Consider the following 202-nt stretch of genomic DNA (forward strand, 5'->3'; position numbering starts at 1 on the left):
ACGCAGGACGCTGCGGGCGCACTTGATCTCCCCGGACGCCTGGGCGTTGACGTTCGAGACGCAGATGACGAACGTCTCCGGAACGGACGTCGCCATGGGATCGCCGACCACCAAGGGACGGGAGAACGCCGGCTACGGCGGCCTGTTCTGGCGGGGCCCACGGTCGTTCACCGGCGGTCAGTTCGTGACCGAGGAGGGCCTG

Annotated in this window: 1 protein-coding gene; it reads left to right on the forward strand. The window is 68.8% G+C overall.

The window, feature by feature from the left end; all coding sequences use genetic code 11:
• Positions 1–10: 10 nt before the first annotated feature.
• On the forward strand, positions 11–202 hold a 192-nt coding region (locus tag IG99_RS44045; protein ID WP_267882621.1), incomplete at its 3' end, for a DUF6807 family protein.

This window comes from Streptomyces griseus subsp. griseus (genome assembly GCF_000720255.1).
GTDB classification, from domain to species: Bacteria; Actinomycetota; Actinomycetes; order Streptomycetales; family Streptomycetaceae; genus Streptomyces; species Streptomyces griseus_I.